Source organism: Sphingomonas sp. LT1P40, assembly GCF_036663835.1.
In the GTDB taxonomy this organism is placed as follows: Bacteria; Pseudomonadota; Alphaproteobacteria; order Sphingomonadales; family Sphingomonadaceae; genus Sphingomonas.
Map to the genome: position 1 here is coordinate 172,149 of NZ_JAXOJT010000001.1, position 22,376 is coordinate 194,524.

Sequence of the window (22,376 nt, forward strand, 5' to 3'; positions counted from 1 at the left end):
CCGCGATGCGGCAAAGCCGATAGCCGGGCATGAATGACCGAACCTTCAAAAATTGCCGTCGCCCTGATCTCGGGCGGCCTCGACTCTTTCGTTTCCGCCGCCAGCGCGGTCGCCGACGGCTATCGCCTGTTCGCGCTGTCGATCGACTATAACCAGCGGCATCATGTCGAACTGGCCGCCGCCCGTCGCATCGCCAGCATATTGGGTGCGGAGCGCCACGTCGTGCTCCCGCTCGATCTGTCGCTGTTCGGTGGATCGGCGCTGACCGCCGATATCGCGGTGCCAAAGGGCGGGGTGGGGACCGACATCCCCGTCACCTATGTCCCCGCGCGCAACACGATCTTCCTCAGCCTCGCGCTCGGCTGGGCCGAAGCGCTGGGCGCACGCGACCTGTTTATCGGCGTCAACGCCCTCGATTATTCGGGCTATCCCGATTGCCGCCCCGAATTCATTACAGGGTTTGAAAAGCTCGCCGAACTGGCGACCAAGGCCGGGGTCGAGGGCGAGCCCTTCCACATCCGCGCCCCGTTACAGGATATGACCAAGGCCGATATCGTCCGCCGGGGCATGGAACTGGGACTGAATCTGGGCCTCAGCTGGTCATGCTATGACCCCGCACCGGGCGGCGTGCATTGCGGCGTGTGCGACAGCTGCCGTCTGCGCGCCAAGGGGTTTGAAGAGGCGGGCGTGCCCGATCCCACCCGTTACGCCGAATTTCTGAGGTAAGCGGCCGATGACCTATGCGGTCAAGGAAATGTTCCTGACGCTTCAGGGCGAAGGCGTGAATGCCGGCGCGCGTGCGGTGTTCGTGCGCTTTGCCGGATGCAATTTGTGGAGCGGGCGCGAACAGGACCGGGCGAGCGCGGTGTGCAAATTCTGCGACACCGATTTCGTCGGTACCGACGGGCTGGGCGGCGGCAAGTTCCCCGATGCCGGGGCGTTGGCGGATGCGGTGGCGGGGTTCTGGGGCGATGGCCATGTAAACCGTTTCGTCGTGCTGACCGGGGGCGAGCCGATGCTTCAAATCGACGACGCACTGGTCGATGCGCTGCACGCACGCGGCTTTCGCATTGCGATTGAGAGCAACGGCACGCTGCCCATCCATCCCGGAATCGACTGGGTGTGCATCAGCCCCAAGGCGGGCAGTAAGGTTGTCCAGCGATCGGGCGACGAACTGAAACTGGTCTGGCCGCAGTCCGGCACCGATGTCGCGGCGCTCGAACGATGGGACTTCGCCCATTTCCTGATCCAGCCGATGGACGATGCGAATGCGGCCGCCAATGTTCAGGCGGCCGTCGATTTCGCGCTGGAACGCCCGCAATGGCGCCTGACATTACAGGCGCACAAGACGTTAGGCCTGCGTTAAATTACCGCTTCGGCACGCAGCGTGCGGGTTCGTAAATATCCTTGCGCCAGCATTTTTCGTCGCCGAACTTCGGATTTCCGGGCAGCGACGCGTGATACATATAGGGGAATTGCTGCTCGCCCCAGCGGATCAGGCTGTTGCGCACCTCGCGCAGCCGCAGTGCGGCGAGATCCCCGAAATTGCCGCGCGGGGTGAACACCGCCTGCTGCGATACCGAATGCGCCGCCTGACAAAAGGTCAACTGCGCATGCACCGCCGAAAAGCTGGAATAGACGCGCGTGCCATATTGATCGAGCGCCGCCTGCGCCGCCTTTGGCGTCTTGATCGTGCGCTGAAAATATTTGGTCAGTATGGCATAGGAATCGTTGAGCTCGGTCGCGTGATCCTTCAGGATCGAATTGTAATTGGGCAGCGTCAACAGCGTCGGTGCGAACTGGCATTGCAGTGCCGCGACGTTCAGCGCGGCGCGCATGTTCCACACCATTGCGGCGCGAAGTTCCGCGCGCGTCGCGTCGGGAAACGGCTGGACCAGAATGCCCGGCTCGTCACCGGTCACGCGCGGGCCGCTGATGTCCGGCCCCTTGAAATAGAATTGCGCCGACGCAGGGACTGCGCCGAACAGTGCCGCCGCCCCGATCGACGCGCAAACCAACCGTGAAATCAGCATCCTGACCCTCTTGAACGCAATACTTATGCAATGGGGTTACGGATTTTTCATCCTGTCCCCAAGCGCTTTTTGTCCCGGCTTCGTTCCGGCTCCGCAAAAAGCCGCGGAAACCGGGAGGCCCGGAATCGAAAGGGCCGCCCGGTTGCCCGAGCGGCCCCAACGCAGATGCAAATCGCCAGTGGCGAATTACATGCCGTTGCCCATGCTGTCGCCGCCCATGGTGTCATTGCCCATCGACATCGTGTCGTTGGCCATGCCCATGTCATTGCCCGTCGCGCCGTCGACCATGGTCATGTTGTCGCTGGTCGTGCCGTCTAGCACCGGATCGGTCTGGTTCACGTCCATGACGGCCGTGTTGTCGACGGTGTTCTCGGTCTTCTCGCCGCAGGCGGAAACCAGCAGTGCGGCGCTGGCAATCATCGAACCGGCAACGGCCTTGGTGAAGAGTGAACGCATAATTTAGGCTCCTGGATAATGGTCTTGGGCGGCATCCAGCCGGTTTATCCCAATCGTGGTGGACATAAACGCTTCGTGCCGCGCCCTCAAGCCTTGTTTTGGCCTCATTTCAGGGAGTGGTGTCGTTACAGGGACCGCCCAGCGCATTCAGGAAGGCCGGGAGTGATAACGCAAGCGCGGCATCAAAGGTTGCAGGTGTGATGTCCTTTCCCAGCGCGGCGGCGCTGGTGACCGGGAATTCGGGCAGCCCGCATGGCACGATGCCCCCGAAATCGGCGAGGTTGGGGTCAAGGTTTACGGCAAAGCCATGCATCGTCACCCAGCGCCGCACGCGCACGCCGATCGCGCCGATCTTTGCTTCGCTCCCGCCGTCGCGGGTCCAGATGCCGATCCGCCCCTCGGTGCGAAAAGCGGTGATGCCGCATTCCCCCAGCGCCGCGATCACCCAGCCTTCGAGGGCGTGGACGTAACAGCGCACATCCTTGTTGCGCCGGGACAGATCGAGCATCGCATAACCGACGCGCTGCCCCGGTCCGTGATAGGTGTAGCGTCCGCCGCGCCCCGTCTGAAACACCGGAAAGCGCGGGTCGATCAGCTCGGCCGGATCGGCACTGGTCCCCGCGGTATAGACCGGCGGATGTTCGAGCAGCCAGATCAGCTCATCCGCCGTGCCCGTCTGAATCGCGGCGACGCGCGCCTCCATCTCGGCCAGCGCAAGAGGATAGGGCACACGCCCGTCCGCCACCCGCCATTCAATCCCATGCTTCGATTCCATCACGCCCCCGATGCGCCAACAACGTTTCCTTCGCAACCAGTGGCGCGGGGCAAATTGATCGGCTAACAGACTGGAACGAGGGGTGTGATATGATCAGCATGGGCAATGTCTGGGACCGGACAGCCGAGTTTTTGAGCGACAATCTGGGTACGATCCTGCCAATCGCGTTGCTGGCGATCTTCGTGCCGGCCGTGGTCAGCGCCAACGTCACCGAATTGCAGCAGGGCGCGACTCCCGGCCTTTCGGCGGGGCTTGGCATCGGGTCACTGCTGTTGGCGCTGGTAACATTTTGGGGCCAGCTGGCGATCACGGCGCTGGCGATCGACCCGAGCCTGAGCAAGAGCGCGACCAGCGTGGCAACGCGGCGTTTCCCGGCGGCGCTGCTGGTGATGGTCGTCCTCGTGGTGGCGATGCTTCTGCTGGCCATCCCGGTCGGGGTGATCCTCGCCTTTAGTGGCGTGAACTTCGCTTCGGTCGCTCCGGGGTCGATGCCCGAGATTCCCCCGGGAGCCGGAATGTGGCTCACGCTTTACGGCCTGATCCTGATCCCGCTGTTGCTGTGGATCTTCGCACGGCTTGTCGTGACGCTGCCGGTGATCGTTGGTGAGCGGGTCGCGCTCGGTGCAGTTTCCCGGTCATGGTCGCTCACGCGTGGCGTCGCACTCAAGATCGTCGGCGTGATCCTGCTCTATGGAATCGTGGCGATCGTGGCGAATCTGGCTGCGACCAGCGCGTTCGGTGCGATCATGTATCTGGTCGCCGGACGTGGCGATGGCGGGCTGTCGCTGGCGACCGTGCTGACCACCATCGTCGGTGGGGCGGTCTCCACCGCCTTCACCGTGCTGGGCACCGCCTTCACCGCGAAGCTGTTCGTGGCGCTGCTGGCGCGCGAGGCAACGCCCGCCCCATGACCCTTTCCATCGGCAGCGCGCTTGCCGACGCTGCGGCCCTGTGGCGTTCGGACCGCGATCTCGTCCTGCGCATCGCCGGCGTGTTCTACCTGCTGCCGATCCTGGCGCTGGCGATGCTGGCGAGCGGGCTGGCGGTGCCGGAAGCGGCGACGCCGGAGCAGATGCGCGCGATTATCACCGCCTTCTACAGCGCCAATCTGGTGTGGCTGTTGCTGATAACGGTCGCGCTCGATCTCGGTACGCTGGCGTTGCTCAACCTGTTCCTGCAACGCGGCCTGTCGGTGCGGGAGCTGTTGCAGGCATCCGCGCTGCGCCTGCTGCCCTTCGTGCTGCTCGGTTTCGCCAATGGCGCGCTGATGCAGCTTGGTTTCGCGCTGTTCGTGATCCCCGGCCTCTATATCTTCGGGCGCACCTGGCTGATGGGGCCGGCCTATGCCGCCGAACCCGAACGCGGCCTGCTAGGCGCGATCGAGCGCGGGTTCAAATCCAGCGCGGGCAATGGCTGGCGAATCGCGATCCTGGGCATGGGTGTCGTCATCATCACCGGCGCAGCCGCGCTGGCGCTGCTGATCCTCGTCCAGATGCTGACCGCGCTGGCGGGTGGCGGCCAACTGGCGCAGGCGATCCTGCTGGTGCCGGTCGCGGCGGGGGCGGCGCTGGCCTATGCCGCCTTCACCCTCGTCCGCGTTGCCGCCTATCGCCGGCTGGCGGGGTCCAGCAGCGGTACATGAGGGGCCGCCTCGCGGAGCAGATGGCCTGACAGGCGCGGATCGGCGAAGGTCTCGACCGCGCGTGCAAAGGCCGTAAAGCCCGACGCGCGGTAAAATCCCAGCGCCGATGGATGGTCCAGCGAACAGGTATGGACCCACACCCGCGTCACGCCGCTGCGCCATGCCCGCATCAGCGCCTGTGCCATCAGCCAGCGGCCATGTCCTTTGCCCGCCAGTTCGGGCACCAGCCCGAAAAATGACAGCTCGCACGTCGCCGGCACCCGGAAATCGAGCTCCAGCAGCCCGATCTCGATTCCGCGCGGATCAACCACCGCGTAAATCTCGATTCCATCGTCATGGATGATTGCCTCCAGCCGGTCGTCGTCCATGATGAGGCGCGAGAACCACAGCCACGGCTCGCCCACCCGGCGAAACAGCGTGCGGTACTTGTCGGGGGCAGGGCGCTCCCACCGCACCAGCCGCAGCGCCGATTCGGGCAGCGGGCGCGCGCGCGGCCGCTCCAGCATCTCCAGGCTGGTGACGACCGCTGCCACCTCGCCGGGTTTCACCCCAATCAATCCCATGGCTTCAGGCCCATGTAGCGACCGGCGGGAGGCTCATCAGGATCGCATCGATATTGCCCCCGGTCTTCAACCCGAACAGCGTGCCGCGATCATAGACCAGGTTGAATTCGGCATAGCGCCCGCGCCATGCCAGCATCCGCGCCCGGTCGGCATCGCTAAAATCCATCCCCATCCGTCGCCGCACGATCGCCGGATAGGTCTCCAGAAACGCGCGGCCGACATCCTGCGTGAACGCGAAATTGGCGTCCCAATCATCCGTCTCGTCGCTCGCCAGATGATCGTAGAAAATCCCGCCAACCCCGCGATGGACATTGCGGTGTGGAATCCAGAAATAATCGTCCGCCCATTGCTTGAAGCGCGGATAATGCGCGGGATCATGCGCGTCGCACGCCGCTTTAAGCACCGCGTGGAAATCCGCCGTATCCGCCTCATACGGGATCGGCGGGTTCAAATCCGCGCCCCCACCGAACCAGCGCTTCGTCGTCACCAGGAACCGCGTGTTCATATGCACGGCGGGCACATGCGGGTTGGCCATATGCGCAACCAGACTGATGCCAGTCGCAAAGAATCGCGGGTCCTCGCTCGCGCCGTTGATCGACTTGGCGAATTCGCCCTCGAACATGCCGCCGACGGTGGAGACGTTGACCCCGACCTTCTCGAACACCTTCCCCTTCATCACGCCCCGAACACCGCCACCGCCGGGCTCGCCCGATGGATCGACGCGATCCCATGGCGTGTACTCGAAGCTCGCATCCGACCCGGCTTGGCGCTCGATCGCCTCGAACGCGGCACAGATCTGGTCGCGCAGGCTCTCGAACCAGCTACGGGCGGTGGATTGTTGGGTATCGAGCGTCAGCATGGCGCGCGCCCTAATCCATTTTGGCGGGCAAAGGCCACCCGCCGGTTTGCCGCAACGCCTCCGCCAGCACGATTCCCGCCGATACCGACAGGTTCATCGACCGCATCCCCGCCGCCATTGGAATGAACACGCGAGCGTCCGCCCGCTCATGGACATGTTCCGGCGCGCCCGCGCCCTCACTGCCGAACAACAGGATATCGTCGGGCAGAAACGCAAAATCGTGCAGCGGCGTCGCACCCTTGGTCGTCAGCAGCACGATTCGCCCGGTCGCCTGCGCCGCAAACGCATCCCATCCCTGATGCCGCGTCACCTGCACATGGTCGATATAGTCCATCCCTGCTCGCGCCACGCGCTTGTCGTCCCACGCGAATCCCATCGGTTCGATCAGCTCGACCGGGGTCGCCAGACACGCGCCGATGCGCAGCACGGCACCGACGTTTCCGGCAATATCGGGCTGGAACAGGGCGATGCGCATCCAGCTTCCGTAGGGCAGGGGCGGCCCCCACGACAAGTCGGGCAAAAAGGCGGTTGGCAAAACCCGCATGTGGCGTCTATCAGGCCGCGCAGTCACCGGGGGCACCGGGGGACTATGGTATGGCGTTCGCGCGCTGTACCGCATCCGGATTTAGGGGGCGTTTTTCAGCGCCCCACGTGTTTTGAAGTGCAAGGGCTGATGCATGGCAACGCTTGATGAAGCTGTTCCTCCAGGTGACGCGGTCGACGCGCCGGCCGATCCGCGTCGCCGCGACTATCTCGCGATCGGTGCGGTCGCATGGGCGGGCGTCGGCGCGGGCGTGATTGCGCTGCCTTTGGTCAACCAGATGAGCCCGTCGGCCGACGTGCTCGCGCTGTCGACCACCGAACTCGACGTGTCGGCGATCCAGCCGGGTCAGGCGATCAAGTCCAGCTTTTTGAAGCAGCCGCTGTTCGTGCGCAACCTGACACAAAAGGAAATGGACGAGGCGAACGCCGTCGCCGTCGATACCCTGCGCGATCCCCAGACGCTTGCGCAGCGGACGAAGGAGGGCAAGGCCAACTGGCTGATCACGCTGGGCGTCTGCACCCATCTGGGCTGCGTGCCGCTGGGTGCTGGCGAGGGCGAGAACAAGGGGCCGTTCGGCGGCTATTTCTGCCCGTGTCACGGTTCGGCCTACGACACGGCGGGTCGCATCCGCACGGGGCCAGCACCGACCAACCTGGCGGTTCCCGACTATGAGTTCATTTCCGACACCGCGATCCGGGTCGGCTGAGGGTAGATGGCATGAGCTTTCCCTGGGCAACGCAATACACGCCGAAGCATCCGCTGATGAAGTGGGTGGACGATCGTCTGCCGCTTCCGCGCTTCGTCTATAACGCGGTCGGCGCGGGCTATCCCGTGCCGCGCAACCTCAATTATTTCTGGAACTTCGGCATCCTCGCCGGCCTGTTCCTGGTGCTTCAGATCGTCACCGGCATCGTGCTGGCGATGCATTATGCCGCCAATGCGGGCATCGCATTCGACAGCGTCGAGCATATCATGCGCGACGTGAATGGCGGCTGGTTCTTCCGCTATGCGCACGCCAACGGCGCGTCGATGTTCCTGCTCGTCGTCTATATCCATATGGCGCGCGGCCTGTGGTACGGATCGTACAAGGCACCGCGCGAAATGGTGTGGCTGCTCGGCGTCGTCATCTTCCTGCTGATGATGGCCACCGCGTTCATGGGTTACGTGCTGCCATGGGGTCAGATGAGCTTCTGGGGCGCACAGGTCATCACCGGCTTCTTTTCGGCGATACCGGGGGTGGGTGAGACGATCCGCGTGTGGCTGCTGGGCGGTTACGTGCCGGACAATGCCGCGCTCAACCGCTTCTTCTCGCTCCACTATCTGCTGCCGTTCGTGATCGCCGGTGTGGTCATCCTCCACATTTGGGCACTGCACATTCCCGGCTCGTCGAACCCGACCGGCGTGGAAGTGAAGAGCGAGCAGGATACGGTGCCGTTCCACCCCTATTATACCGCCAAGGATGGCGTGGGTGTGGGCGTGGCGCTGCTGATCCTGTCGCTGCTGATTTTCTTCTCGCCGAACCTGCTGGGCCATCCGGACAATTACATTCCGGCCAACCCGCTTTCGACGCCGGCGCACATTGTGCCCGAATGGTATTTCCTGCCCTTCTACGCGATCCTGAAGTCGTTCACCTTCGACTTCCTGTGGATCCCGGCGAAGCTGTGGGGCGTGCTCGCCATGTTCGGGGCGATCCTGCTGCTGTTCTTCTTGCCGTGGCTGGACACGTCGCCGGTGCGTTCGGCGAACTATCGCCCGACCTATCGCTGGTTCCTGTGGATCCTGCTGATTGACGTACTGGTGCTGGGTTACATCGGCGGCGCATCGCCGTCGCCCTGGGTGATCCTGATCGGTCAGATCGCCACCGCCTATTACTTCATGCACTTCCTGCTGATCCTGCCGATTGTGTCGGCGATGGAGCGTCCGCGTCCGCTGCCCAACTCGATCACCGAAGCGGTGCTCGCGGGCAAGGGCGGCACTTCGCCTGCACAAACCGCAATCGCTGCCGAATAAGAGGGACTGGATAAAATGGTTCGCATTCTTGGCGGCTTGGTCGGGCTGGGCTTCGTTGCCGCCCTGCTGTTCGGCATCTGGGACACGCTCTCGAACGGAATGAAGGTTGCGCCGACGGCGGAGCATGAATTCCACGAGCACGCGAAAGAGACCAAGTTCTCGTTCGACGGCTTCTTGGGCAAGTATGACAATCGCCAGCTTCAGCGCGGGCTTCAGGTGTACAAGGAAGTGTGCGCCGCCTGTCACTCGCTGCGGCTGGTGTCGTTCCGCGATCTCGAGGCGCTCGGCTATGACGAGGGTCAGGTAAAGACGCTGGCCAAGGGTTTTCAGGTTCCTTCGGTGAACCCGGACACCGGTGAAGCCGCAACCCGCGACGGTCTGCCCTCGGACAAGTTCCCGCTGGTCTATGCCAACGACGTCGCCGCCCGCGCCGCCAACAACAACGCGATCCCGCCGGATCTGTCGCTGATGGCCAAGGCGCGCCACAATGGCCCGGCCTATATTTACTCGCTGCTGACCGGCTATCAGGTACAGCCTGCTGCGCTGCTCAAGGAGTTCCCGGAAGCAAAAACGCCGACCGGCCTGCACTTCAACCCTTATTTCGCCACGCTCAACCTGGCGATGGCACCGCCGCTCAAGGACGGTCAGGTCACCTATTCGGACGGCACGGCGGCCAAGGTCGATAATTATGCCAAGGACGTTGCCGCGTTCCTCGCATGGACCGCGGAGCCGAAGCTTCAGGCGCGCAAGACCGCTGGTCTGGCGACGGTAATCTTCCTGCTGATCTTCTGCTTCCTGACCTATGGTGCGTACAAGAGCATCTGGCGCAATCTGAAGCATTGATCGGGTAACGCCGACACGAAACCGAACGGCCCGGGAAGCGATTCCCGGGCCGTTTGCTTGGGGAACCGACCGATGAACTCGAACGACGATCTCCGCGCGCTGATCCGCACGATCCCGGATTTTCCCAAGCCCGGAATCATGTTCCGCGACATCACCACGCTGTTGCTCGACCCCGCCGGCCTTGCGCGCGCGGTCGAGCGGATCGTCGACGCAGTCGAGGGTCAAGTCGATCTGGTCGCGGGGATCGAGGCGCGCGGCTTCCTCTTCGCCACGCCGGTCGCGCTGGCGCTGGGGGCAGGGGTGCTGCTGGTGCGCAAGGACGGCAAGCTGCCCGGCGCCACCCTCACCGAAGACTATACGCTGGAATATGGCACTGACCGCATCGCGATCCATGCCGATTCTTTTGCCCCCGGCGCGCGCATCCTGCTGATCGACGACCTGATCGCCACCGGCGGCACCGCCCGCGCCGCCGTGCGACTGTTGCGCAAAGCCGGGGCACAAGTGACGGAGGCGGCTTTCGTCATCGACTTGCCCGAATTGCGCGGTGCCGATGCGCTGCGGGCCGAGGGCATTCACGTCACGACGTTGGTGGGCTTCGCGGGGCATTAACGGAACCGATTCACCTTCTCCCCCGTTTTCAAACGGTTGGGCGGCTCGAAGCACGCCCGTGGAGAGCGTATCATGTATATTCCACGTATCGTTACTGTCGGCCTGATCGGTGCGGCGGCGCTTGGCGTTTCGGCCTGCACCGATGGCTATGGCAGTTCCGGCGTCTCGGTCGGCTATGGCGGCGGTGGCTATGGCGGCGGCTATTATGACGACGATTATGGCTATGGCGGTGCCAGCTATGGAAGCGCCTATTGGGGCTGGCAGGGCGATTATTACTACCCCGGCACCGGTTATTATGTGTACGGGCGCGACCGCCGGCCGATCCGGTGGAACCGCGATCAGCAGCGTTACTGGGAAGGTCGTCGCTCGAACTGGCGTGGTGCCCCGCGCGACATTCGCCAGAACTGGCGCGAATTCGCGCAGGATCGCCGTCAGGACAATCGCGACTATCGGCAAGACCGTCGCGGCGACCGCCAAGCCTATCGCAATGGTCAGGTAACGCGTCCCGAAGCTCGTGCGGAGCGCCGCGATGATCGTCGGGACTATCGCCGCGAATACCGTCAGGACCGCCGCGAGCTTCGCCGTGAAAACCGGCAGGACCGCCGCGACCGCCGTCCACGCTGACTTCAGCGGGGTGCGTGTGCGGCCGGTGGGTTAGCCCGCCGGTCGCCGCGCAAGCAATCCGCGCGCGATAAAGCTCAGCACCTTCTCGTCATGCTGATTGAACACTAACATCTGGCTGCGCGTGCTGCCCATTTCGGGTCGCTTCTCCGACGCCTTTTTCTCAAGCAATTCGGTTTCACAGCGCAGCGTGTCGCCGGGAAACACCGGTTTCAGCCAGCGTAACTCGTCGATTCCCGCCGCGCCCAGGCTCGCCTGCGGATGCGCCTTCATCTGCTCGACCAGCATCGCCATCGCCATTGCGCACGTGTGCCAACCACTTGCCGACATCCGCCCGAAATGCGTTTTTGCAGCCTCTTCGTCGGACAAATGAAAGGGCTGCGGGTCGTATTTCTCGGCGAAAGCCAGCGATTCCTCGCGCGTCACATGATAGCTGCCGAACGACGCCGTCGCGCCCACTTCCAGATCGTCGAAATATATCATGGGATCAGTTTCGGACTGAAACCGGGTTTTGGCAAGAGGGGCGGGGATCGCTCCCCGCCCGCTCCCGTCACGACCCCAATGACAGCTTTGCGAACCCCGTCACGCTGACCGGCGACTCGCCGTAAAAGGGGTCGAGCGTACCCGGCTTGAAATAGGTCGCCGCGCTCGCGCCCAGTGCCAGATTGACCGATTTCGCCAGCGGAATGCGATAGGCATAGCCGCCCTCCAGCCGCCCGACCCGGAACCGCCGGTCGTGCAATGGATGCGAATGGTCGGGAAACAACTCGTCATTCTCGACCATTTCGCCGCGTGCGAACACGGTATGGCGTGCGTCGATATCCCAGTTCGCCTCCGCCACCCACGCGGTGAGTGTCGGCCCGGGCAAACGGTTCTTGGCCGAGAAGGCGATCGTCGCCGACAGCCCGCCCTTCGCATAATGCACGCTGGCGGTGGTGCGCGCCTCATCCTCGTCACCGTGCAGCGCCTCCGGGCTTTCCAGCCGCCCGAAACTCACTTGTGCCGCCCAGTTTGGCGATGGCGTCCATGTCCCGCGCACGCTCCACGAATCTAGCTTGATTGGATCGAAGCCCCAGCGTTCCTCGTCCGGCTCCCGCCCCTTGAACGCCGATGTTTCCAGCTGGAACGTCCGCCCGCGCACGCCAGCCGTGACCACGCCATAGGTAATATGCGTCGAATCGAACCAGTGATGCGCGATCGGCGACATCGTCTGATACCGCGCCGATCGCCGGTGCATGAAGGCGGGCGGCCCCAGCGCAGGCTCGCCCACCGGCCCGCCATAAAGGAACGCGGTCGTGCTCTCGCTGACGTCCAACTCCAGCCGTGCCGCCAGCTCCATGAACAGATCGTGCGGATGCTGCCGGTCGACCAGCGCGCGACCGTTCGCGGTCTCGCCCGCCGCGAACAGATTGGGATAGCCGCGCTTGCCCATCAGCGGCTCCAGGCTGAACATCGTGCGCAATTCGATCCGTGTCGTGTCGTTCAGGTCGCGGGCGGCAGTGACCATTCCCATCGACTGGATAAACGCCATATCGTCGCCGCGCGGCCCGCCCTGATCGGTGACCGCGCCCCACAGATAGCCATGGCCCATAATCATCCACTCCCCGGCCATAAGATGCAGCCCGTCATGCATCCCGCTCTCGGCAGCGGGGAGTAAGGCGGTGCCGGAGGCGATGGCGGCGTTGTCCTCGGCTGCCTCCGCTTTCGGTGCGTGATGCTGATGCGGCAGCGGTGCGGGTGTCGGCGTCGGCGTGGGAACCGGCGTTGGGGCCGGTGTCGGTTTGGGGGCAGGGGCGGGCATGATATGTCCGCTATGATCCTGTGCCGTTGCCGCAACGGGCAACGACGTCGCCGCCAACAGGGCGGCGAGCGATACGCTCATCTTCATGTAAAAAACTCCGTGTCTGGTCCAGATGCGTCGGGGCATGCCCCGCGTCGGTATCAGGCGCGCGGAGGGGGCGTCTCTGGCGGTCCAGCGGGCGCGTGCAGCCCCGTGTCGAGCGGTGGTGCGCCATGCTCGCCTATCAGGCGGCGTTGCGATTCGACCTGCGGCACGCGCAGCGTCGCGGGGGCGATGCATCCCACGCACAGCATGTTGCCCATCTTTGGAATCCGGTCGGGCTCCGGCACGGGGGCGGGCGCGGCATGATCCATCGCCATGTCCGCCGTCCCCATCTCCGCCATCGCCGCATCATGACATGCCGGAGCCGCCGCCGCCGGGGCGGGCAGGGTGCTGAACAACAGCGCCAGCATCAGGATCAACCGGGCGATCATCCGCGCGCCATAGCCGCCATCGGCCGCTTCGCCAACCTTGCCGGTTCATCGCCGGCGTCTTACCTGACAGCGGATGCCATCCGCTCCCAATCCCGTCGCCGGACTGCGCGCGCGCCTGATCGGGGTGGTGCGCCGCACCTTCAACGATCAGGACAAGGGCGAAACCCCGGTTCAGCGCAGCGACGATGCGCTGTTCGCGCGCGATTCAGTCACCTGGCGCGTGCATGGCGATGTCACGACGATGATGGTCGGCGGCGTCGCGTCGCTATTGCTTCAGATGCTGCACCCGGCGGTGCTGGCCGGCGTGTGGGACCACAGCGCGTTTCGCACCGACATGCTCGGCCGCCTGCGCCGTACCGCGCGCTTCATCGCGGTGACCACCTTTGCCGAACGGGGGAGTGCCGAAGCCGCCATCGCCAAGGTCCGCGAAGTCCACGAACGCATCGGCGGCACGCTACAGGACGGCACCCCCTATCGCGCCGACGACCCCGACCTGCTCGCCTGGGTCCATGTGACGGAGATGTGGTGCTTCCTCGCCGCGTGGCAGCGCTACGGCGTCCCGCTGACCCCGGCACAGGAGGATATCTATTTCGCCGAAACCGCCCGCATCGCCGAAGCGCTCGGTGCCGACCCGGTCCCGCGCAGCAAGGCGGAGGCCGAAGCGCTGATCGCCCGCATGCGCCCGCAACTCGCGGTCGATGCCCGCACACGGGAAGTCGCCCACTTCGTCCTCGCCCAGCCCGCGCCCAACCTCGCCGTCGCCCCGGCCCAGGCGGCGATCTTCGCCGCCGCAGTAGACCTGCTCCCGTCATGGGCGCGCGCAATGCACGATCTGAAACGCCCGCTCGTCGCGGTGCCGCTGGTGCGCGGGTCGACGCTGGCGATTGCGCGGACGTTTCGCTGGGCGTTCGGTGCTGGGGTGGGGAGTCGCTGACTAGCTTGCCGGGCCGATGCGGATCACCGCGCGGCGATTTGCGCGTTCGGGCACCCCGCGCGCCGTGGCGACCGCCGGGCGACTCTGGCCAAAGGCGATCGTGCTGATCGCCATCGCCGGGACGCCGCGCTCCTCCAGATAGCGCTTCGCCGCGCTCGCCATCCGGTCGGACAGGCCGACGTCATAATTGGGGGTTCCGCGCCGATCGAGATGCCCTTCGACCAATATCTCGCCACCGACCCGACGCCACGTCGCGGCAGCAGCGTCCAGCACCATTGCGGCGCTCGGGTTGATCTCGCTGCGGTCGATGTCGAAATAGATCGTGAAGTCGCGGTCCCATATCGGCGCGGCGGCACGCGCTGCCTGCCACGCGGCATAGATCGTCGCGCGCTGGGTGCCCGCGAACTGCATGCTCAGCCGGCGGGCATCCTCCGCGGTCACGGCCTCCGCCACCATGCGCTCGCCCAACCCGCGCTGCGCCTGCCGGATCTGCACCCATCCCTGATAGGGATTATCCGCCGCCAGCCAGCGCGCCAGCCGCGCGCGACCGTCAATGACGTCGGTGCGGACTTCGCCACCGGCGAAAGCGCCTGCATCCAGACCCTGTGCGATCGACCGCAACGTCGCGGCATCGCGTGTGCCCATGCCCAGCCGGACCAGGCCGAGCGCAAACTGCGCCTCGATCTCATACGGCCCCAGCGCCACGCTGCGTGTAGCCAGCGCCAGCGCCTCGACCTTGCGATCCTGCGTGAGGAGCAGCCGGGCAAGCGCGGCGAAGCGGCGGGCTTGCGCTGCGGCGCGCGGGCTGGGGGCCTCATCCTCCGCCGGCGTGGCTGCGGGCAGCAGCCGTTCGCCGATCGCAATCGCGGCGCGGTATCCAGCTTCGGCCGAATCGAGCTTGCCGCGATCCCGCTCGAACCCGGCGAGCAGCGTCAGCCCGTCGGCCATCGTCGTACTTTCCGTGCAACCGCGGGCCGCCAACGCCGCAATCGCCTCGCGCGCGAGCAATTCGGCCTCGGGTGCCTGACCCAGCGCGGCCAGCGACCGCGCGAGGCCGAGCTTGATCGTTGCCAGCCGCGGATCGTCGGCACGCCACCGGCCCGACAGATCGGCGAGTGCCGCGCGCTGCATCAGTTCAGCTTCGGCGAACTTGCTCTCGTTGGTCAGGAACTGGCTGAGATTATAACGCGACACCGCATCGCCGGCTCCGGGGCGCTTCGCCGCCACGGCCTGGGTCAACAGGTCGCCTGCCTGGAACGCGTCGGCACCGCCGTTCGACAACAGCAAGACCCCGCGATCATTGTCGCGCAATGCGGCAATCTCCGGCGTGTCCTCGTCCAGCGCGGCTGGCGACGCGACATCCGCGCCCGGTGCCCCGATTACCAGCCCGGGATCGTCGGCACGCACCGCGCCGGGCGTTGTCTGCATGATGCAGATCGCGGCGGCGGACATCCACAGGCTCATCGCCCGCTTATGCCGGGCGGCGGCGCGCGGCGAAACCCCGCGATTCTATCGGAATCAGACGTTGAAGCGGAACAGCATCACGTCGCCGTCCTGCACGACATATTCCTTGCCTTCGCTGCGCAGCTTGCCGTTGTCGCGCGCGCCCGCTTCGCCGTTATACTTGATGAAATCGTCGAACGCGGTGGTTTCCGCGCGAATGAAGCCGCGCTCGAAATCGGTGTGGATTTCGCCCGCCGCCTGTGGCGCCTTGGCCCCGACATGCGTGGTCCAGGCGCGCGCTTCCTTTGGCCCGACGGTGAAGAAGGTGAGTAGATGGAGCAGCGAATATCCGGCGCGGATCACGCGCGTCAGGCCGGTTTCCTCCAGCCCCAGTTCGGCCAAGAATTCGCCGCGCTCTTCCGCTGGCATCGTTGCGATCTCAGCCTCGATCGCGGCTGAGACGACGACGGCCTGCGCGCCCTCGGCCTTGGCCTTTTCGAACACGCGTGCGGAGAAGTCATTGCCGTTCGCGGCATCCTCTTCGTTGACGTTACACACATACAGCACTGGCTTGGCGGTAATGAGTTGCGCCTGCGCCAGCGCGCGTTTCTCGTCGGGGTCCTTCGGCACGGTCAGCCGCGCGGGTTTGCCTTCGCGCAACAGATCCAGCGCCTGCGCCAGCACCGATGCCGCAATTTTCGCATCCTTGTCGCCCTGCGTCGCCTTTTTCTGCAACGCCGGGACGCGCTTCTCCAGGCTCTCCAGGTCGGACAGCATCAATTCGGTCTCGACCGTCTCGGCGTCCGCAATCGGATCGACCTTGTTGTCGACATGCTGGATGTCGTCATTCTCGAAACAGCGCAGGACATGGACGATCGCATCCACCTCACGAATGTTACCCAGGAACTGGTTGCCCAGACCTTCGCCCTTGCTCGCGCCACGCACCAGTCCGGCGATGTCGAGGAAACCCAGCTGCGTCTCGATGATCTTCGCCGAACCCGCGATCTTTGCCAGCGAATCGAGGCGCGGATCGGGCACTGCGACGTTGCCGACATTGGGCTCGATCGTGCAGAACGGATAATTCGCCGCCTGTGCCGCCGCCGTTTGCGTCAGCGCGTTGAAAAGCGTCGATTTGCCGACGTTCGGCAAGCCGACGATGCCGCAGCGAAAGCCCATGATCCGGTCCTGTAATTCTGGAAAGGCGCGCAAATAGGCCGCGACGGCGCAAAAGGCCAGACCCACGAAAAAGCCCGCCGGTCGAGGGACCGGCGGGCTGTCTCATTTACTCGCGCTTCAAATCAACGGCAGCGAACATTGCCGCGATCGACCTGCCGACCAAGCACGGCACCGCCGGCACCGCCCAGCAGTACGCCCAGAATGTCGCCATTGCCGACCACGCCGCCCAGCACACCACCCAGTGCCGCGCCGACGACCAAACCGGTCGTCCCGTCGCTGCGACGGCAATAATAGCGGTTGTCGCGGCCGCGATAAATCTGGTCCTGACGGCTCAGGCGGCGTTCGCGGTAATTCCCCTGACGATAGCTGTCCTGCGGATTCCAGTCTCGCCGCTGTCCTCCCTGCCAGCGATAGTCGCGGCCGCTCTGCGCACGGTCGCGGCGATCGGGCCCGCGCCCACGACGCTCATTATACTCCCGATCGCGCTCGCGTTGGCGCTCTTCCCAGCTTTGCGCCTGCGCTTCGCCGGACAGGACGGGCGCAGCCGCGATCGGAATCGCAAGCGACAGCGCCAACAGTGTAGTTAAACCTTTTTGCATGATGCCTTCTCCCAATATGATGGAAGCTAACCGGTTCACACGCGGAATGGTTCCGCGACGTGTCGGTCACGCATCAGCGATAGTTGAAACTGATGCTGATCCGCTCCGCCTTCGCATTTCCCGTCACCACCTCGTGTCGCAGCCAGCTTTCCCACAGAAAGATGCTGCCCGGTTTTGGCTCGGCATAGACGAACGACTGCACATCCTCGGGCGCATCGGCGCGACGAGTCGGCGCGGCCATCATCAGGGGGAGGCGCGGGTCTTCCAGCTTCAGCGCGCCGCTGCCTAACGGTACTTCGATATAGATGGTGCCCGAGACCACGCTGTGCGGATGGATATGCCCCGAATGCGTGCCGCCGGGCTTCAGGATATTGACCCACAAACTGTCGAGCTTCAGCCGCCGCCCGCCCAGCTCGAACGCGCACGCATCGGCGAACCCCGCGACATGGCGGTTGAGGTGCCGCACCAGATCGCCGAACCGCGGATCGCGTAGCGGCAGATCGTTGAGCGAGGCGTAAGAGGTGTAACCGCGATAGCCATGCGCCTTCGACCAGCCACGCCCCGCGCGATCGTGTTCGGCCAGATCGCGACAGGCATCGCCCAGCTCGGCGAGCAAAGCCGGATCGCCGAGTTCGGTTTCGGAAAAGCGGGTGGCGAACAGGCTGCGGACGGTCATGTCTCCGAACAGCATGCCAGCGCGGCGCGTGCAAGCGGCGCGGTTGACACATCGCCGCCACGCGGCAAAGTCGCGCCACAATAAAGGAGAGGGCGCAACCCCATGAAACGTCTCGCAATGCTGGCGCCGCTGGCGCTTCTGTCGCTCACCGCCTGTGGTGATCGCGCCGCCGAGGACAAAGCCAAGGCGGAGGCGAAGGCGAAGGCGGACGAAGCGGGCAAGGCCAGGCTGGTGGAGGAGGGGATTGCCCTCAACACCCGCTGCTACGTCGCCGTCAAATCGCAGGCGCGGCTGCTCGACAGCCCGGTCCCGCGCGAATTCACCGGCGGATCGGCTCCTTATCTGGCCTATTACCGGGACATGATCGTCAAGAAGCTGGGTGCCTCCGTCATCCCGGCCGCCCCGCCCAAGCCCGAATTGTCGCTGGCCAATCTCGACGCCTATCTCGGCTGGGCAGAGAAAGACGAGGCTTTGGCGGGTGCCGCCCGCGTTGCCTTTACCGGCTGCGTGCAGGGCGCGGCCGATTTCGGTGCGGGGCCGATGGCGAAACTCAGCCCGGCCGAGCGGCTGGGCCAGATTCAGCGTCTCCGCGCGATCATGGACGCGACGGGAGGCTGATTCGCGTCTTTCGTTTCAGCCGCAAGCACGCTACCGCATGCCGCAATCGGCTGCACGATGAACCTCCGTTCATCGGCGGTAAAGGCGCGAAGCGCCTTGGACATGACAAGATAACAGGAGTCGCAGTATGATTCGCCGTTCAGTTCTGATCGCCAGCACGGCCGTGGCGCTCACGGTTGCCGGTTGCGGCGGCAGCAACGATCCGACGCCGACCCCAACCCCGTCGCCGACCCCGACCCCCAGCGCTTCGCCGTCGCCGCCCACCTATGCCGCGCTTCCGCTGACCGCTGCGGCCGAATTCTTCACCGTCTCGGCAGCGATGAGCTATACCGGCGACCCCACCGCCGGACCGGTCGTGCTCGGTACGGCGGGTACAGACGCTTTCTCGAATCGCGTCCGCCTCGCGCTGCAAAGCACCGCGACCGCAGCGCAGACCACCGAAGTCGTGGTGCGTGAGAATACCGAGGAGTCGCGTTTCACCGGCGCCGATCTGCTCACCCCGCCGGCCACCACGGTGACCGAATATGTCTATCGGGAGAGCACCGCGCCGACGACGGCGGGCGCGTTCACCCAGCTCGAACTGCTCAACAACACCATTACGGCGACGCCGTCGGTGGTGACGTCCGACGCGGCGCTCGCGCTGGTCCGGACGAGCTATGCCGGCTGGTGGCGCGGCGACAGCACCACGGGTGCCAAGCGCGTGACCTATGGCACCTTCGGCGCGCCGACCGTGCCTAGCAATATGCCAACCACCGGCACCTTCAACTACACGATGCGCGTCGCCGGTCGCGTGGTGATCTCGCCAGCCGCTGGCGCCAGCACGGTCGCAAAGCTTGCGGGCACCGTTACGACCTCGGTCAACTATGCCACCGGTCTGGTCACCGTCACACTGAACCTGACTCAGGGCGGCGTGCCCTATGGCACGTTCACCGGTACCGGCGCGATCACGGCCGGCAACAACCAGTTCACGGGTTCGTTCGGCCCGGGCAGCACCGCAGGCGGCACCTTCCAGGGTCTGGCCTATGGCGCGATGGCCGAGGAACTGGGCATCAGCTTCGCCATCAGCGGCGTTGCCGGCGGCGGCGACAGCCGCGCGGTCGGCGTGCTGGTCGGCAAGAAAGTGCCCTGAACCGCAAACACCTTGGATTTGAGAAAGGCCGGGCTAACACCCGGCCTTTTTCATTTCAGGGGATCGCCTGCATCCGCAGCGCCACGTCGTTCATGAAACGCACGTCGTCGCCCTCTGCCAACCACGCCGCCTCCGCCGCAATCGCGCCCAGCAAGTCAGACAGATCCTCGATTTCCGCCTTGCCGTAATTGCCCAGCACGTATCCGGTGACGCGGTCCTTGTGGCCCGGATGCCCGATGCCGATCCGCACCCGGCGAAACTCCGCCCCGATATGCTCGATCGCGCTGCGGATGCCGTTCTGCCCCGCCGCGCCGCCGCCGCGCTTCACCTTCACCTTGAACGGGGCCAGGTCGAGCTCGTCGTGGAACACCGTCACGTCCTCCGGCTCAAGCTTGTAGAAATCCAGCGCGGCGCGGATGGATCGCCCGCTTTCGTTCATGAAGGTCGCGGGCTTGAGCAGCAGCAGCTTCTCGCCGCCAATCCGCCCTTCCTGCACCCACCCCTGAAACTTCTTCGCGGGCGACGTGAAGCCATGTACCTCCGATATCGCATCGGCGGCCATGAAGCCGACATTGTGCCGGTTCATCGCATATTGCGCGCCCGGATTGCCCAGCCCGACCCAGAGCTTCATCTGTCAGTTCCCAAAACGAAGATCGCCCCCGCACCGGGGTGCGGAGGCGATCTAATGTATCCGGCTGGATGACGAAAGGCTTACGCCTCGTCACCCTCCTTGGTCTCAGTGTCACCCTCGGCGGCATCGCCGTCGGTGGCTTCTTCCTCGACCGTCTCGCCAGCGGCTTCGGCGGCTTCAGCCGCTTCGGCTTCGGCTGCGGCATCTTCACGCTCGGCCAGCAGCGCAGCAGGGGCCGCGATCGTGGCGATGGTGAAGTCGCGATCGTCGATCGCGCTCGCCACGCCCTTGGGCAGGGTCACGGCCGAAATGTGCAGCGATTCGCCAAGCTCGAGTCCCTTGACCGAAACCGTGATCTCGCTCGGGATATTCGACGCGTCGCAGACGACTTCCAGATCGTGGCGAACGACGTTCAGCACGCCGCCCTTTTCCAGGCCGGGTGATTCTTCTTCATCGACGAACACGATCGGCACGTTGACCGTGACCGTCGCATGCTCGGAAATGCGCAGGAAATCGACATGCACGGGCAGGTCGGTGACGACGTCAAGCGTCACGTCCTTGGGCAGCGTGCGGATGGCCTTGCCGCCGGCACCCTCGATCATCACGACCGAGTTCATGAAATGGCCCGTCATCAGCAACTTCATCAGGGCACGCGAATCGACATGAATGCCGAGTGGTTCCTGCTTGTTGCCGTAAATCACGGCGGGGGTGCGGCCTTCACGACGCAGCGCCCGGGAGGCTCCCTTGCCAACCCGGTCGCGCGTCTCGGCCGACAGCGTAAGCGTGTCGCTCATGTGTCGTATCCAGTGCGCTAAGTGTTTCGTTTCATCGACCAGGCCTCCAGGGATGACCCTGATCGAAGCGCGCGCCACTAAGGCAAACAGTGACAAAAGGCAACTAAATCCTCCCCCGCCAGGGGGAGGTGGCACGCGAAGCGTGACGGAGGGGAAGGAAGCAAGCCGCTGGCGGTCTGGCATCCGCCCCCTCCGTCAGCCTCGAGGCTGACACCTTCCCCTGGCGGGGGAGGATTAAATCAATAAACCACCCGCTCCACCGTCACGCCCTTGTCCGCCAGCATCGCCTGCACGCTGCCCTTGCCCGCAAGGTGCCCCGCGCCCACCGCCATGAACACCGTCCCCGGCTGCGCCATCCGCGCCGCGACCCAATCGGCAAAGCGCGCATTCCGTCGCGCGATCAGCACCTCCGCCACCTCCGGCGAAGCCTGCGCCACGCGGTTCATCTCCGTCCCCACCGTTTCCGCGTCGCCCGCGCCCCACGCCGTCACGAACCGGTCGAGCCGCTTCGCCGCATCGGGCAATTCCTTCACCGTCGCATCCAGCATCGCGCTCTGCGCCGCGCCCGACAGCCCGTCGAACAGCATCAGCTGCCCGCGCGCCGATTCCAGCGCCTTGACCGGCTTGTCCGTACCCTCCGCCGCCTCGGACAAGGTCGCCTCGACTCCGTCATCCGCCGCATAGCCCGCCTTGGTCACCGCCAGCTGGCTCAGCGTCATCGCCGCCAGCCACGGCTCCATCCGGTCGATCGCCCCGTCCGGCATCCCAAGCGCCTTCGCCGCGGCATGCACCTCGGGTGAAAAGGGCGGCCCCCCGCGCGTCCCCAATTGCGCGGTCAGCGCCGCGATCGCCGCGGCATCGGGCCGCGCAATCTCCAGCACCACTTCGTCCGACGCATCGAACGCCTCGCGCACGCCATCGTCGAACCAGCGCATCCCCGGCTTCATCACATGCACCGTGCCGAACAGATAGATCGTCGTGTCCGCGTCCTTCACCACCCACAGCGCCGGATCGGCATCCTCGCCGAACAGCGAACAACCGTTGAGCAACAGCGCGGCGAGCAGAGCGAGGGCAGGGCGGATCATGCTTCAGTCACAACCCCATCAGCCACGCCCCGTCAACCGTTGACCCTGTGCCACCCCTGCGC

28 protein-coding genes are annotated in these 22,376 nt (G+C 65.1%); 12 read left to right on the top strand and 16 right to left on the bottom strand.

Annotated features, from left to right (window positions below; all coding sequences use genetic code 11):
• Positions 1-33 precede the first annotated feature (33 nt).
• Positions 34-726: a 7-cyano-7-deazaguanine synthase QueC gene (gene queC / locus U1702_RS00855; protein WP_332721352.1), complete on the top strand. Its 693-nt coding sequence runs from the start codon at positions 34-36 to the stop codon at positions 724-726.
• Between the two features lie 7 nt (positions 727-733).
• Complete coding sequence (gene queE / locus U1702_RS00860; RefSeq protein WP_332721353.1) at positions 734-1,366, top strand: 7-carboxy-7-deazaguanine synthase; 633 nt, start codon at positions 734-736, stop codon at positions 1,364-1,366.
• 1 nt (position 1,367) lies between these two features.
• Here queE and U1702_RS00865 read toward each other — a convergent pair whose 3' ends face one another.
• The 3 genes from U1702_RS00865 to lipB all read right to left on the bottom strand — a co-directional run bounded on the left by U1702_RS00865 (position 1,368) and on the right by lipB (position 3,264).
• A complete protein-coding gene (locus tag U1702_RS00865; protein WP_332721354.1) occupies positions 1,368-2,033 on the bottom strand; it encodes a hypothetical protein in 666 nt (221 codons plus the stop codon).
• Between the two features lie 186 nt (positions 2,034-2,219).
• A complete protein-coding gene (locus tag U1702_RS00870; RefSeq protein WP_332721355.1) occupies positions 2,220-2,489 on the bottom strand; it encodes a hypothetical protein in 270 nt (89 codons plus the stop codon).
• A gap of 109 nt (positions 2,490-2,598) precedes the next feature.
• Complete coding sequence (gene lipB, locus U1702_RS00875) at positions 2,599-3,264, bottom strand: lipoyl(octanoyl) transferase LipB (RefSeq protein WP_332721356.1); 666 nt, start codon at positions 3,262-3,264, stop codon at positions 2,599-2,601.
• Between the two features lie 89 nt (positions 3,265-3,353).
• Between lipB and U1702_RS00880 the strand changes: the two genes are divergently transcribed.
• The gene (locus U1702_RS00880; RefSeq protein ID WP_332721357.1) at positions 3,354-4,175 is read left to right on the top strand and encodes a glycerophosphoryl diester phosphodiesterase membrane domain-containing protein; all 822 of its coding nucleotides are present in this window, start codon (positions 3,354-3,356) and stop codon (positions 4,173-4,175) included.
• Positions 4,172-4,906, top strand: a complete 735-nt coding sequence (locus tag U1702_RS00885) for a hypothetical protein (protein ID WP_332721358.1) — start codon at positions 4,172-4,174, stop codon at positions 4,904-4,906. Before U1702_RS00880 ends, U1702_RS00885 begins: the two co-directional genes overlap by 4 nt.
• Here U1702_RS00885 and U1702_RS00890 read toward each other — a convergent pair.
• From U1702_RS00890 to U1702_RS00900, 3 genes are read right to left on the bottom strand one after another with little or no spacing between them, the layout of a single operon-like run.
• On the bottom strand, positions 4,870-5,469 hold the full coding sequence (locus U1702_RS00890; protein ID WP_332721359.1) for a GNAT family N-acetyltransferase: 600 nt from the start codon (positions 5,467-5,469) through the stop codon (positions 4,870-4,872). The two genes, U1702_RS00885 and U1702_RS00890, sit on opposite strands and share 37 nt — an antisense overlap.
• 4 nt (positions 5,470-5,473) lie before the next feature.
• Positions 5,474-6,328 (bottom strand): oxygen-dependent coproporphyrinogen oxidase, encoded by an 855-nt coding sequence (hemF, locus tag U1702_RS00895; protein ID WP_332721360.1) that lies wholly within the window; start codon positions 6,326-6,328, stop codon positions 5,474-5,476.
• A gap of 10 nt (positions 6,329-6,338) precedes the next feature.
• Positions 6,339-6,803 carry a tRNA (cytidine(34)-2'-O)-methyltransferase gene (locus U1702_RS00900; protein ID WP_332721361.1) on the bottom strand — a complete coding sequence of 155 codons (465 nt, stop codon included), beginning with the start codon at positions 6,801-6,803 and terminating at the stop codon, positions 6,339-6,341.
• Between the two features lie 202 nt (positions 6,804-7,005).
• Between U1702_RS00900 and petA the strand changes: the two genes are divergently transcribed.
• From petA to U1702_RS00925, 5 genes are all read left to right on the top strand, one after another.
• A complete protein-coding gene (petA, locus tag U1702_RS00905) occupies positions 7,006-7,578 on the top strand; it encodes a ubiquinol-cytochrome c reductase iron-sulfur subunit (RefSeq protein WP_332721362.1) in 573 nt (190 codons plus the stop codon).
• Between the two features lie 11 nt (positions 7,579-7,589).
• Positions 7,590-8,882: a cytochrome b gene (locus tag U1702_RS00910; protein WP_332721363.1), complete on the top strand. Its 1,293-nt coding sequence runs from the start codon at positions 7,590-7,592 to the stop codon at positions 8,880-8,882.
• Positions 8,883-8,897: 15 nt separating this feature from the next.
• A complete protein-coding gene (locus U1702_RS00915) occupies positions 8,898-9,725 on the top strand; it encodes a cytochrome c1 (RefSeq protein WP_332721364.1) in 828 nt (275 codons plus the stop codon).
• Between the two features lie 72 nt (positions 9,726-9,797).
• Positions 9,798-10,334: an adenine phosphoribosyltransferase gene (locus U1702_RS00920; RefSeq protein WP_332721365.1), complete on the top strand. Its 537-nt coding sequence runs from the start codon at positions 9,798-9,800 to the stop codon at positions 10,332-10,334.
• Positions 10,335-10,406: 72 nt separating this feature from the next.
• The gene (locus U1702_RS00925; RefSeq protein WP_332721366.1) at positions 10,407-10,958 is read left to right on the top strand and encodes a hypothetical protein; all 552 of its coding nucleotides are present in this window, start codon (positions 10,407-10,409) and stop codon (positions 10,956-10,958) included.
• Positions 10,959-10,988: 30 nt separating this feature from the next.
• On the opposite strand, the gene U1702_RS00930 is transcribed toward U1702_RS00925, so the two are convergent.
• The 3 genes from U1702_RS00930 to U1702_RS00940 form a co-directional block, all read right to left on the bottom strand.
• The gene (locus U1702_RS00930) at positions 10,989-11,438 is read right to left on the bottom strand and encodes a MaoC family dehydratase (RefSeq protein ID WP_332721367.1); all 450 of its coding nucleotides are present in this window, start codon (positions 11,436-11,438) and stop codon (positions 10,989-10,991) included.
• Positions 11,439-11,505: 67 nt separating this feature from the next.
• Positions 11,506-12,843 (bottom strand): hypothetical protein, encoded by a 1,338-nt coding sequence (locus U1702_RS00935; protein WP_332721368.1) that lies wholly within the window; start codon positions 12,841-12,843, stop codon positions 11,506-11,508.
• Positions 12,844-12,896: 53 nt separating this feature from the next.
• A complete protein-coding gene (locus U1702_RS00940; RefSeq protein ID WP_332721369.1) occupies positions 12,897-13,229 on the bottom strand; it encodes a hypothetical protein in 333 nt (110 codons plus the stop codon).
• A gap of 73 nt (positions 13,230-13,302) precedes the next feature.
• On the opposite strand from U1702_RS00940, the gene U1702_RS00945 reads away from it, so the two are divergent.
• Entirely contained in the window at positions 13,303-14,163 is an 861-nt protein-coding gene (locus U1702_RS00945) for an oxygenase MpaB family protein (RefSeq protein ID WP_332721370.1), read from the top strand.
• Here U1702_RS00945 and U1702_RS00950 read toward each other — a convergent pair whose 3' ends face one another.
• From U1702_RS00950 to U1702_RS00965, 4 genes are all read right to left on the bottom strand, one after another.
• Positions 14,164-15,627: an OmpA family protein gene (locus U1702_RS00950; RefSeq protein WP_332721371.1), complete on the bottom strand. Its 1,464-nt coding sequence runs from the start codon at positions 15,625-15,627 to the stop codon at positions 14,164-14,166. It lies immediately after the preceding gene.
• Between the two features lie 54 nt (positions 15,628-15,681).
• Complete coding sequence (gene ychF, locus U1702_RS00955; RefSeq protein WP_332721372.1) at positions 15,682-16,782, bottom strand: redox-regulated ATPase YchF; 1,101 nt, start codon at positions 16,780-16,782, stop codon at positions 15,682-15,684.
• Positions 16,783-16,904: 122 nt separating this feature from the next.
• Positions 16,905-17,381 (bottom strand): glycine zipper 2TM domain-containing protein, encoded by a 477-nt coding sequence (locus U1702_RS00960; RefSeq protein ID WP_332721373.1) that lies wholly within the window; start codon positions 17,379-17,381, stop codon positions 16,905-16,907.
• A gap of 73 nt (positions 17,382-17,454) precedes the next feature.
• Positions 17,455-18,057, bottom strand: a complete 603-nt coding sequence (locus U1702_RS00965; RefSeq protein ID WP_332724524.1) for a TIGR02466 family protein — start codon at positions 18,055-18,057, stop codon at positions 17,455-17,457.
• A 102-nt stretch (positions 18,058-18,159) separates the two neighbouring features.
• Between U1702_RS00965 and U1702_RS00970 the strand changes: the two genes are divergently transcribed.
• A complete protein-coding gene (locus tag U1702_RS00970; RefSeq protein ID WP_332721374.1) occupies positions 18,160-18,675 on the top strand; it encodes a hypothetical protein in 516 nt (171 codons plus the stop codon).
• 127 nt (positions 18,676-18,802) lie between these two features.
• Positions 18,803-19,804, top strand: coding sequence for a HupA family protein (locus U1702_RS00975; protein WP_332721375.1), 1,002 nt, complete (start codon positions 18,803-18,805; stop codon positions 19,802-19,804).
• A gap of 55 nt (positions 19,805-19,859) precedes the next feature.
• On the opposite strand, the gene pth is transcribed toward U1702_RS00975, so the two are convergent.
• The 3 genes from pth to U1702_RS00990 form a co-directional block, all read right to left on the bottom strand.
• The gene (gene pth / locus U1702_RS00980) at positions 19,860-20,435 is read right to left on the bottom strand and encodes an aminoacyl-tRNA hydrolase (RefSeq protein ID WP_332721376.1); all 576 of its coding nucleotides are present in this window, start codon (positions 20,433-20,435) and stop codon (positions 19,860-19,862) included.
• An 80-nt stretch (positions 20,436-20,515) separates the two neighbouring features.
• Positions 20,516-21,229: a 50S ribosomal protein L25/general stress protein Ctc gene (locus tag U1702_RS00985; RefSeq protein ID WP_332721377.1), complete on the bottom strand. Its 714-nt coding sequence runs from the start codon at positions 21,227-21,229 to the stop codon at positions 20,516-20,518.
• Positions 21,230-21,468: 239 nt separating this feature from the next.
• The gene (locus U1702_RS00990) at positions 21,469-22,314 is read right to left on the bottom strand and encodes a TraB/GumN family protein (protein ID WP_332721378.1); all 846 of its coding nucleotides are present in this window, start codon (positions 22,312-22,314) and stop codon (positions 21,469-21,471) included.
• Between the last annotated feature and the right edge of the window lie 62 nt (positions 22,315-22,376).